Source organism: Pseudomaricurvus sp. (assembly GCF_965662505.1).
Lineage (GTDB): Bacteria > Pseudomonadota > Gammaproteobacteria > Pseudomonadales > Cellvibrionaceae > Pseudomaricurvus.
The window spans coordinates 1-10,726 of the sequence record NZ_CBFIHX010000115.1; the positions used below are offsets into that span (position 1 = coordinate 1).

At 51.8% G+C, this 10,726-nt stretch carries 11 protein-coding genes; 7 read left to right on the plus strand and 4 right to left on the minus strand.

Translation table 11 applies throughout. The annotated features are described in order from the left end of the window. From ACTG33_RS13820 to ACTG33_RS13835, 4 genes are all read left to right on the plus strand, one after another. The coding region (locus ACTG33_RS13820) for an ATP-binding protein (RefSeq protein ID WP_439135810.1) at positions 1 to 894 on the plus strand (894 nt) is incomplete at its 5' end. Positions 895 to 1,330: 436 nt separating this feature from the next. After that, complete coding sequence (gene sodB / locus ACTG33_RS13825) at positions 1,331 to 1,915, plus strand: superoxide dismutase [Fe] (RefSeq protein ID WP_439135811.1); 585 nt, start codon at positions 1,331 to 1,333, stop codon at positions 1,913 to 1,915. A gap of 149 nt (positions 1,916 to 2,064) precedes the next feature. Beyond that, complete coding sequence (locus ACTG33_RS13830) at positions 2,065 to 2,706, plus strand: urate hydroxylase PuuD (protein WP_439135812.1); 642 nt, start codon at positions 2,065 to 2,067, stop codon at positions 2,704 to 2,706. Positions 2,707 to 2,954: 248 nt separating this feature from the next. Beyond that, entirely contained in the window at positions 2,955 to 3,800 is an 846-nt protein-coding gene (locus ACTG33_RS13835) for a hypothetical protein (protein ID WP_439135813.1), read from the plus strand. A gap of 247 nt (positions 3,801 to 4,047) precedes the next feature. Here the strand turns inward: ACTG33_RS13835 and ACTG33_RS13840 are convergent, their stop codons facing one another. Beyond that, a complete protein-coding gene (locus tag ACTG33_RS13840; protein ID WP_439135814.1) occupies positions 4,048 to 4,368 on the minus strand; it encodes a Lar family restriction alleviation protein in 321 nt (106 codons plus the stop codon). A 521-nt stretch (positions 4,369 to 4,889) separates the two neighbouring features. Between ACTG33_RS13840 and ACTG33_RS13845 the strand changes: the two genes are divergently transcribed. Next, the gene (locus tag ACTG33_RS13845) at positions 4,890 to 6,407 is read left to right on the plus strand and encodes a fumarate hydratase (RefSeq protein ID WP_439135815.1); all 1,518 of its coding nucleotides are present in this window, start codon (positions 4,890 to 4,892) and stop codon (positions 6,405 to 6,407) included. Positions 6,408 to 6,681: 274 nt separating this feature from the next. Then, entirely contained in the window at positions 6,682 to 7,023 is a 342-nt protein-coding gene (locus ACTG33_RS13850) for a 4a-hydroxytetrahydrobiopterin dehydratase (protein WP_439135816.1), read from the plus strand. A gap of 13 nt (positions 7,024 to 7,036) precedes the next feature. On the opposite strand, the gene ACTG33_RS13855 is transcribed toward ACTG33_RS13850, so the two are convergent. The 3 genes from ACTG33_RS13855 to rsxD are packed head-to-tail and all read right to left on the minus strand — an operon-like array spanning position 7,037 to position 9,479. Next, complete coding sequence (locus ACTG33_RS13855) at positions 7,037 to 7,753, minus strand: electron transport complex subunit E (protein ID WP_439135817.1); 717 nt, start codon at positions 7,751 to 7,753, stop codon at positions 7,037 to 7,039. Positions 7,754 to 7,764: 11 nt separating this feature from the next. Then, positions 7,765 to 8,415 carry an electron transport complex subunit RsxG gene (gene rsxG, locus ACTG33_RS13860; RefSeq protein ID WP_439135818.1) on the minus strand — a complete coding sequence of 217 codons (651 nt, stop codon included), beginning with the start codon at positions 8,413 to 8,415 and terminating at the stop codon, positions 7,765 to 7,767. A 2-nt stretch (positions 8,416 to 8,417) separates the two neighbouring features. Further along, a complete protein-coding gene (gene rsxD / locus ACTG33_RS13865) occupies positions 8,418 to 9,479 on the minus strand; it encodes an electron transport complex subunit RsxD (protein WP_439135819.1) in 1,062 nt (353 codons plus the stop codon). A gap of 231 nt (positions 9,480 to 9,710) precedes the next feature. Between rsxD and ACTG33_RS13870 the strand changes: the two genes are divergently transcribed. After that, positions 9,711 to 10,726 (plus strand): glycine dehydrogenase (locus tag ACTG33_RS13870; protein ID WP_439135820.1); only part of this gene is annotated, 1,016 nt, incomplete at its 3' end.

Genomic DNA, 10,726 nt, shown 5'->3' on the forward strand with positions numbered 1-10,726 from the left:
CAGATGGCTGCTCCGGATTTTTCTCCTCTGGCGGCCCGTCATACGCTGACCTTTGTGGTTGTGGCGAGTATTTTAGTGCTGCTGGTGGTGTTCTGGCAGCTGCGAAAAATTACCCGGCCTTTATCCTTTCTGGCTCGCGCGGCCAATGATTTGGGCAGAGGGAAAGACGTGTCTCCACTGAAAGAGGAAGGCCCTCTGGATGTCCGCGAAACGCTGATTGCCTTTAATCGCATGAATGACCGGATACAGCGCTATGTCTCAGACCGCACCCGTATGTTAGCGGCTCTGTCCCACGATCTGCGTACTCCCATGACCAGCATGCGCTTGCGCCTGGAGCTTATGGCGCCCAGCGACGAGAGAGACAAGCTGTTGGCCAGCCTGGATGAAATGCAGCAAATGTCAGAGGCCTCTCTGGACTTTGTCCGTCAGTCGGGAGATGTTGAAGCCACCAGAGCGGTAGACCTGACGGCGTTATTGGACAGTATGTGTGATGATTTATGCGACTTGGGGATGGATGTCCGTTTTGCCGAGGCCGATAAAATGGTGCTGGACGTGCGTCCGGTCAGTCTTAAACGTGCACTGCGTAACGTCATCGAAAACGCCGTGAAGTATGGTGAACATGCGCGAGTATCGGTACAGCGACGAGATAATAATGTGGTGATCGAAGTTTGTGATTCAGGCCCGGGGATACCTCTAAGCCATCAGGCTTCGGTGTTTGAACCGTTTGTTCGGGTGGAGGAGTCACGAAGCCGAAACACCGGCGGGATGGGTTTGGGGTTATCGATCGCGCGACAAATCATCACCAGCCACGGCGGTGAGATTCGACTGCATAACCAGATTCAGGAGGGCATTACGGTTGGCCTTGCCGTCGAGATTATTTTGCCCTGTCGATGATGCAGTAATGTTAATCGCCGACTATGATGGATTTACGGGATCGTCACTGGATTTGTGAGGCCTCGTCTTGATTAATTCTACCTGTTGCCTTCTTATTTAGTCTTTAAGGCTTTAAAATGACTGCAGTTTTTATTCGGGTCTGGTTTCGCTAATCCCTTGTTTTTGAAGGGTTATTGACCGCGCTGAGCGAGCCGAGAAACGTGTGAATGCCACTTTATGGTGCCGTCTGTCGAACAGATTAGGTCGACAACAGGAATCAGGCGTCAGTCACAGGTGTATTCACTAGATCCGAATAAACAAAATCAATGAGACTGATAAAGCAGGTCAATGGTCAGATCATTGCTTCGTCACAGAGACTTGTCAGAATAGGTTTTCTGTCGACACTGGTGACGAAAACAACTTACCGTGAGTTAACCGATATAAAAGGAAGAGATCTATGTCTATCGAATTGCCAGCATTGCCTTACGCACAAGATGCTTTAGCGCCGCACATCTCCGCTGAGACTCTTGAGTACCACTACGGCAAGCACCACAAAACCTACGTGGACAAACTGAATGGTATGATTCCGGGCACTGAGTTCGAAGGCAAAAGCCTGGAAGAGATCATCAAAACTTCCACCGGCGGTGTATTCAATAACTCTGCCCAAATCTGGAACCACACCTTCTACTGGAACTGCCTGAGCCCTAACGGTGGTGGCGAAGCGACTGGCGCTGTGGCTGAAGCCATCAACGCTGCGTTTGGTTCTTTTGACAAGTTCAAAGAAGAGTTCACCGCTTCAGCTGTTAACAACTTTGGTTCTTCCTGGACCTGGTTGGTGAAAAAAGCCGACGGTTCCGTAGCCATCGTTAACACCAGTAATGCTGCTACGCCTCTGACTGACGAGAGCGTTACCCCCATTCTGACTGTAGACCTTTGGGAGCATGCGTATTACATTGATTACCGCAACGCTCGTCCTAACTACATGAATGCCTTCTGGGCACTGGTGAACTGGGACTTTGTTAACGCTAACTTTTCTGCGTAAGCAGTCAGGTTAAACTGCCCGGTCATGTAGCGAATATGTGACAGCTGGCAGTGTTAGCGAAAAGAGGGCTTTTAGCCCTCTTTTTTTGCGTAAACGAGCCGGCAGGCTCAAGACACAATAATAACGACTCACCGTTTAAGGAGTGAATCATGGCTTTAATGGATTTTATCTTTCGTTGGTTGCACGTATTGTTCGGGATTACCTGGATCGGATTGCTGTATTACTTCAATTTTATTCAGGGGGGCTACTTCAAGAAAGCCACACCTGAAGGCTTGAAAGACGCCAAGGAAAAACTGGCTCCGGAAGCACTCTGGTGGTTTCGCTGGGGGGCGATGTTTACCTTTATCACCGGTGTACTGTTGCTCGTCGGCGTCAAAATGTCCTACGGCTCCTTCAACGCTTACATTGTTGCTGGCGCGACCATGGGCACGTTGATGTTTCTGAATGTCTGGCTGATTATCTGGCCGAACCAGAAAATTGCTCTGGGAATGGTTGAAGGTGATGGCCCGAAGGCTGCCGGCAAAGCGCTACTGGCCTCCCGGACCAATACGCTGTTTTCGGCGCCACTGGTCTTTTTCATGATGGCGGGCCCGCACTTTCAGGGGCTGGGTGGTGGCTACGGCTTGAATGCTTCTGGATCCACAGGCTTATGGGTGGTTTTGGCCATAATCGCTGCTCTCGAAGTTAACGGAATTGCCGGCAAGCAAGGGCCGCTGGCCTCTGTGGTGGGTGTGATTCACTGCAGTATTGCGCTGGCCTTGGTGATGGCTGCACTGTTAGTCTACGTGTAATTGGCTTGCAGGTATCTCTGTACAGCGACTGAACAAAGCCGGGCTTAGCCCGGCTTTTTCGGAATATGGGATTTTTTTCAGCGTCCATCGTCATTTTTGAGGTTTGGGATGTCAATATAGTCAGGCCTTTGATATAACCACGGTGTCTTTGATATAGCCTCGGTGTTTTTAAGATAACCACCGTTTCAGGGGGCTGAGTGTTATTTTACCCCCCGTTTGATATTTAGCTGATCGCTTTGAGGAATAGAATGACCGTTGATCGCAAGGAACCGACCTTATCCGGTTTGGGCTCCACCCGTGAAGAACCCGCGGTATCACCGTCCAGTTCTCCGTCGTCAAACTCTACCAAATCCACCCCGAAATCTTCCGCTCAGGAAGCATTAGGGAGAGGTGATTCGCATCATGGATCGTCTCGTCGTCCTGCACCCGTGTCTTCATCCCGCGGACAGGCAAAATCCCCTTTGGTGCCTTTTGCCTTGATTCTGGCCCTGACCGGTTTGGGTTTGGCGGGGTTTTCTTATTGGCAGTTGGTCAAGGTGCAACATCAGGCCAGTGGTGCCGAAAAACGTATCGAAGAGCTGGAACAGCGCCTGGCTCTGTCTGATGATGAGTCTACCCAGTCGGTGACTACACTGCAGGCCAATCTGCGTGAGACTCGCAAGCAACTGGATACCGCAGAAAGTGAAATTCGCAAGCTTTGGGATACCCGCAATGTGAATAAAAAAGGCATTGCGGATAATAAGGCGCAGTTGGCCTCTGTCGAGAAGTCGGCCAAGAGTGCGTCCAGTGCGGCTGCTTCGGCAAATAAACTGGCAAAATCTCAGGAAAGTAACTGGAAAGCGCTCAGTGACAATATCTCGTTACAGGGTGAACAGTTGAATGTGTTGTCTGATGCAACCGACAGCCAGAAGAAACAAATGCGTGAGTTGATCGATAAAGCCAATAAAGTCGACTCGCAAATGCAGCAGCTGAAGACCGATCTGGCTCGCAGAGTGAAGCGCAATGAAGACGCGATTGAAGCCATTGATGCTTACCGACGGACGGTGAATCGGGACATTCTTGATTTGAAGCGTCAGCTTAATCCTGGACTTTAGTAAAATCGCAGGTGCGTCATAGCGAGGCACCGTTCATCCTGAGTTTGTCGAAAGATGTATCTCCCGGGCCAAGGTTCTTTGACAGGCTCAGAAGGCTCTTCGACAGGCTCAGAGCGAACGTGTTTCTTATCCCGACCGTCCTCGATATCCGTTCATCCTGAGCTTGTCGAAGGATGTATCCTCCGAGCTAAGGTTCTTCGACAGGTTCTGGGCGAGCGACAGGTTAAGGTTCCGTCATTGCCTCGCGTCAGTGTTCCAATTCCAGTTTTGCGTCCAGCGTTGCAGTGTCGGTATTTTTAACAGGCCCATACCTCAAAGCGCTGGCCAGGTTTCTCACAGCGTCCTCCAATTCATGCAAACGACCATGCACCTGCACATTGGCGGCCGTGCGGGCACTGCGAAGTAGTTTGGAGGTGTGATTCCATTCCAGCAGGGCGTCTTCCAAGTGCCTCCGGTGGGGACCGGTTGATTTACAAGTCTGACAGGTGACGGAATGGGATAGCAGGTGATGGCTGATGTGCAGATGCCCGCTGTCGCAAAACGGGCAGGGCTCAATCAGAGTCGCCATGGTGTTTTCTCCAGTAATGGTTTTATGCAGAAAGGTTTTTGTCGAATTTGTTGGTCTTGGAATGGATATAGATAAACGAGTTTATTGGTTGGCTCGTCTTCTGTGACGGGGGCAGAGCGATGAAGGCTGCGGAAGATGCTTTTTTGAAAAGTGTCTTTTAGAAAAGTATCTTTTTTAGAGGGAGTCGGGTCTTGGCCGGGTGAGATACCCGGAGGGTAAGTCTGAGGTTGTCGGTCTTCAGCCGAACGTGTCATTGGATCGCAAACATCATTGAGCGAAAAACACCCTAATATCCATTGGTTGTCAGAGTTAAGTCTAGAATGCCTCCTTGTGAATGCAAGGCGCTGTGCGTTATTTGCTCTACATCTGCTAGTTTGTGGGAATAATGTACGACCTGATTTTTGTCTGAAGGGGAAAGGTGGCCGGACAAACACGCCCGGCTGGTGTAAAATCGGCCTCTAACCGTGATAGGGACGCCAACAGTCCTTCGATTCTGACAACCTGAGTGAGAGATGTAGCCGATGACTACGGTAATTCGTAAAGACGACCTGATTGACAGCATCACCGATGCGCTTCAGTTCATTTCCTACTACCACCCGAAAGATTTTATCCAGGCCATGAATGCTGCGTACGAGCGCGAAGCCAGCCCAGCCGCCAAGGATGCGATGGCTCAAATTCTGATCAATTCTCGCATGTGTGCCGAAGGCCACCGCCCGATTTGTCAGGATACGGGTATTGTCAGCGTCATCATGAAAATCGGTATGAACGTTCAGTGGGATACCGATTGCAGCATCGAAGAGATGATCAACGAAGGCGTCAGCCGCGCTTACAACCATCCGGATAACAAACTGCGTGCCTCAGTACTGGCGGATCCGGACGGTGCTCGTAAAAACACCGGCGATAACACGCCTGCCATGATCACCTACAAAATGGTGCCTGGTGATAAGGTTGATGTTCACGTTGTAGCCAAGGGCGGCGGCTCTGAAGCGAAAACCAAATTTGCCATGTTGAACCCTTCCGACTCCGTGGTTGATTGGGTGTTAAACGTACTGCCGACTATGGGTGCGGGCTGGTGTCCTCCTGGCATTCTCGGTATTGGTATTGGTGGTACGGCTGATAAAGCTATGGCCATGGCGAAAGAAGCTCTGCTGGATCCGATCGACATTCAGGATCTGCAAGCGCGCGGTGCCAGCAACCGTTCCGAAGAGCTGCGTCTGGAACTGATGGAAAAAGTGAACAACCTGGGCATCGGTGCTCAAGGTCTGGGTGGTTTGACCACCGTGTTGGATGTCAAAGTGAAAGATTGTCCGACGCACGCGGCCAATAAGCCGATTGCGATCATTCCAAACTGTGCCGCGACTCGCTTGTGCAAGTTTACTCTGGACGGTTCCGGTCCATCACTGCAAACACCTCCGAGCCTGGACGACTGGCCAGAAATTACCTGGGAAGTGGGCAATGCCCGCCGTGTGAATCTGGATGAAATCACCAAAGCGGATGTCGCCGAATGGCAGCCAGGCGAAACGATTTTGCTGTCCGGTAAGTTACTGACAGGTCGCGATGCCGCTCACAAACGCATGGTGGATATGATCGCCAAAGGCGAAGAGCTGCCAGTGGATTTCACCAACCGTATGATTTACTACGTGGGACCTGTTGATCCGATTGAAGGCGAAGTTGTAGGCCCTGCTGGCCCGACCACGGCAACCCGTATGGACAAGTTCACCCGTACCATGCTGGAAGAAACCGGCCTGATCGGCATGGTGGGTAAAGCCGAGCGCGGTGTAATGGCGATTGAAGCGATTAAAGACAACAAAGCCGTGTATCTGATGGCTGTGGGTGGTTCTGCGTATCTGGTATCCAAAGCCATTAAAGCCTCGAAAGTGGTGGGCTTTGAAGATCTGGGTATGGAAGCCATCTACGAATTCACCATCAAAGACATGCCTGTGACGGTTGCTGTGGACGTGAATGGTGAATCTGTTCACCAGACTGGCCCGCAGATCTGGCAGGCGAAAATTGAAGAAGGTGCGATTGAAGTTCAGTAAGTTCTAGTGAAACGTACGTCTAAAGCTGATATCGCTCTTTGATCCTACTGATAAACTGAATATCGTCATTGCGAGGAGCGATAGCGACGCGGCAATCCATTTTTAGCACTATGTAGTGAGCGTGAGTGCCTGACATGGATGGCCGCGCCTTCGGCTCGCAATGACGAACTTAACTTTATCCGCAATCTAACCGGGCAGTGCCCGGTTTTTTTATGCCCTATTGAGCTGTTCGTATTGAACTACACTGAGGGTAAGCATCGTTTTGGAGGATACTATGACATCACTCGCCGGAGAAGCGTGTACAGCCTGCAGAGCAGACGCACCACAAGTACTGGAGCAGGATCAGCAGGAGTTACTGCAGCAATTGGCTGGTTGGTCGGTGATAAAGAGGGAGGGCGTGAATCAACTGGAAAAGGTGTTTCCCTTCAAGGATTTTAATCAGGCGCTGGATTTTGCCAATGCCGTCGGTGAGCTGGCCGAAGGGGCGAATCACCATCCGGCGTTGCTGGTGGAGTGGGGCAAGACCACCGTGATCTGGTGGACTCACACCATCCAGGGGCTGCACCGGAATGATTTTGTCATGGCCGCGAAGACCGATTATCTACACGGCAAATGATAGGCTCAAGGTCTTAAGTGATCGTGCCTGTGGTTCTGACACGCTTGCTGCCTTTAACCACGGGTGCAGTCTTCTTGGCTTTCTCGCGTCTTTCTATTTCAGCATCAATCAGATTTTTAATCGCAATCAAAAAGCCAGTGACGATAAACGCTCCAGGTGGCAGGATGGCAACCAGAAAGCCGGGGTAGTTATTGAACAGTGTGAGTTTCCAGTGTTCAGCCATCGGCCCCAGTAGCAGGTTCATGTCGGCCAGCAGGGTGCCGTGACCGAGAATCTCACGGATGGCCCCAACAGCGACCAGTACCAGAGCAAAGCCCACTCCCATCATAAGGCCGTCAATGGCCGAGGCGAACACATTGTTTTTACTGGCAAAGGCATCGGCGCGACCGAGGATGGCGCAGTTGGTAACGATCAGTGGAATGAAGATCCCAAGAATCTGATACAGCTCAAAAGTGTAGGCCTTCATCAGCAGTTCGGTGCAGGTGGTGAAAGAGGCAATAATCATCACAAACACTGGCAGACGTACCGCATCACTCACGGTTTTCCGGATGATCGACACGGCGATGTTGGAGCCAACCAGAACCAGTATGGTGGCCAGCCCCAGTCCCAAGGCATTAACGACGCTGCCGCTCACTGCCAGTAGAGGACACAGCCCCAGCAACTGAACCAGCGCGGGGTTATTTTTCCATAACCCGTTGTTGGTGATTTCTTTGTAGTTTGTCGTACTCATGATCGTATTACTCAGTTTGCTGCGTTTTCAGCAGCTTGCGAATCCGATTTGATCTCCAGAGGATCGGCTTGGGCAAAATATTGCAGGGCTTTCTTCACCTGTTTTACCACCGCTCTGGGAGTGATGGTGGCGCCAGTAAACTGATCAAATTCGCCACCGTCTTTTTTCACTGCCCATTGATCGACAGCAGGGTTGGATAGAGATTTTCCATTAAAGCCTAATACCCAGTCACTTTTTTTCAAATCCACTTTGTCGCCCAACCCGGGCGTTTCGTTGTGAGCAAGGATGCGGACGCCAGCCACCGATCCGTCGGCGTTGACACCGATAATCAGTTTGATATCACCGCTGTAACCGTCAGGTGCGACCGCCGGAATGATCGCCGCTACAGGGGTGTCGTGATCTCGCGCAATGTTCACTTCGCCGCCATTTTTCAAACCCAGAAGCGGCCAGTATTGCGGATCGATATCGACAGTATCAACCAGCAAGTCATTGTTATGGCGCTCGAGAGGGACAATTTCCAGCAAGGCTTTCTGTGCAGCTTCACGTTCAGCTGCGGCAATTCGGTCGCGGGTGCCGGCTTGGGTGCCTGCCAGAATCGCTGCGGTGATGAGAGCAAACAGGCCCAGCAGAAGGCTGTTTTTACTGATTGAGAGACCCAGCATGGTTAGTCCTTTTTCTCTGTCGCGCGACGAGGCTTGCCGTGGCCATAGGTGCGCGGCAGGGTGTAATAATCAATAAACGGTGCGGCGAAGTTCATCAGGAGAACCGCAAACGCGACAGCATCCGGGTAGTTGCCCCACACGCGGATAACATAGACCAGAATGCCGATACCAGCGCCATAAAAGAGCCTGCCTTTGGTGCTGACCGCTGATGATACTGGATCCGTCGCGATAAAAAATGCACCCAGCATGGTCGCACCCGATAGCAGGTGGAAGTACGGTGAGCCACCACTGTGAGAGCTGCCGCCATCGTAAAAGGCAAGAGAGAGAATAAAGATCGTAGCCAGCATGCTGACAGGGGTGTGCCAGGTAAAAATTTTGCGATACAGCAGATAAGCACCGCCGAGTAGGAAGCCGAGGTTGACCCACTCCCAGCCTGCGCCAGCCCAGCGAGCTGTGGAGAAGATGGGCTCGGTGGTGTAGAGGTGCTCAACGAGTTGGGAATCGTTATGTTTGAATACATCCAGCGGTGTCGCACCTGTGAATGCATCAACTGAACCTGTACCTAAGAACACATGTTGCAAAGCGGCCAAGGGACCCAGCAGGTTTTGTCCATCTTCCAGCATGGTGCGCGGAATGGCCCATTGTGTCATTTCTACCGGAAAAGAAATCAGCAAAATGACATATCCCACCAAGGCGGGATTGAACGGGTTATATCCCATGCCGCCGTATAAATGTTTGGCCAGAACGATGGCAGAGGCGGTACCGACCACCACAATCCACCAAGGACAATAAGGCGGCAGCGCCAAACCCAGTAAGACGCCAGTGACGACCGCACTGTAATCTTTTAGGAAGAAGCCAATCGGGCGGTTGCGCAATTTTAGAATTCCGGCTTCACAGGCCACAGCGGTGGCGGAGGCGAGAATGACGTTAATCAGAGTGCCGGGACCGAAGAAATAACTGAGCATAATCAGGCCGGGCACGCAGGCAAGAATGACTTGCTTCATCACGTCGCCGGTATCGCCCGCACGGGTGGTGTGCGGGGATGTCATTTTCATAAAGGCCATAAAGTTTCCTGTTGGCTCAATGTCGCTGGAATTACTTGGTCGTCTGTCTATGGTATGAACTGCATCATTACGAGCCAGTCCATTATCAACCCATTGTTTGCACGCTGTATGCAGCCCCTGCCAGACATGGATCGCTTCGCTATGCTCGCGATGACGAAGTTCAGAAACGCAGTGACAAACAGAATTCAGTAAACGTATTTACATACACATACAAACACACCGAGTGAGACTATGAGTAACCCAGCCAATTTTGAATCCCGCCACATCGGTCCTGGCGTAAACGATCAGCAAACCATGCTCAACGCTCTGGGCTACGATTCCCTGGCCGATTTTATCGGTGCCGTGATCCCAGGCAATATTCGCCTGCCTAACCCTCTGGCGCTGGACGAGGCTGTCAGCGAAACCGAAGCCTTAAAAATGATGAAGGCCGTGGCCGAGAACAATCAGGTGCTGCGTTCGTTTATTGGTCAGGGTTACTACAACACTCACACCCCGAAAGTGATCCTGCGCAACGTCATGGAAAATCCGGCTTGGTACACGGCCTATACGCCTTATCAGCCAGAGATTTCCCAGGGCCGTCTGGAAGCGCTGCTGAATTACCAAACCATGATCTGCGATCTCTCCGGAATGGAACTGGCCAACGCCTCCATGCTGGATGAAGCCACCGCCGCCGCAGAAGCCATGACTCTGTGTCAGCGCATGTCGAAATCCAAATCCATGAACTTCTTTGTGGATCAGGACTGCATGCCGCAAACGCTGGATGTGATCCAAACCCGCGCAGAGCCACTGAACATTCAGGTGATCGTCGGCAATCCTAAAACCGATTTACCCGCGGACGATGTCTTCGGCGTGCTGTTGCAGTACCCCGGCGTTAGCGGTCAGATTAATGACTACCGCGATGTGATCGATGCTGTTCACGCCCACAAAGGATTGGTGGCTATGGCGGCTGACATTCTGGCGCTGACGTTGCTGACGTCGCCGGGCGAGCTGGGCGCCGATGTGGCCATCGGTTCTTCGCAGCGTTTTGGTGTGCCTCTCGGTTACGGTGGTCCACACGCTGCCTACATGGCCACCAAAGAAGCCTACAAGCGTTCGTTGCCGGGTCGTTTGGTGGGCAGCTCCATCGACAGTCAGGGCAATCCTGCGTTGCGTCTGGCACTGCAAACCCGTGAACAACACATTCGTCGCGAAAAGGCGACGTCAAACATTTGTACCGCACAGGTGCTGCTGGCTGTTATGGCGAGCAT

What these genes read in the sequence shown, in the direction of transcription:
- sodB (WP_439135811.1), top strand. Translation starts at nt 1,331, where the DNA reads ATGTCTATCGAATTGCCAGCATTGCCTTACGCACAAGATGCTTTAGCG.
- ACTG33_RS13830 (WP_439135812.1), top strand. Translation starts at nt 2,065, where the DNA reads ATGGCTTTAATGGATTTTATCTTTCGTTGGTTGCACGTATTGTTCGGG.
- ACTG33_RS13835 (WP_439135813.1), top strand. Translation starts at nt 2,955, where the DNA reads ATGACCGTTGATCGCAAGGAACCGACCTTATCCGGTTTGGGCTCCACC.
- ACTG33_RS13840 (WP_439135814.1), bottom strand. Translation starts at nt 4,368, where the DNA reads ATGGCGACTCTGATTGAGCCCTGCCCGTTTTGCGACAGCGGGCATCTG.
- ACTG33_RS13845 (WP_439135815.1), top strand. Translation starts at nt 4,890, where the DNA reads ATGACTACGGTAATTCGTAAAGACGACCTGATTGACAGCATCACCGAT.
- ACTG33_RS13850 (WP_439135816.1), top strand. Translation starts at nt 6,682, where the DNA reads ATGACATCACTCGCCGGAGAAGCGTGTACAGCCTGCAGAGCAGACGCA.
- ACTG33_RS13855 (WP_439135817.1), bottom strand. Translation starts at nt 7,753, where the DNA reads ATGAGTACGACAAACTACAAAGAAATCACCAACAACGGGTTATGGAAA.
- rsxG (WP_439135818.1), bottom strand. Translation starts at nt 8,415, where the DNA reads ATGCTGGGTCTCTCAATCAGTAAAAACAGCCTTCTGCTGGGCCTGTTT.
- rsxD (WP_439135819.1), bottom strand. Translation starts at nt 9,479, where the DNA reads ATGGCCTTTATGAAAATGACATCCCCGCACACCACCCGTGCGGGCGAT.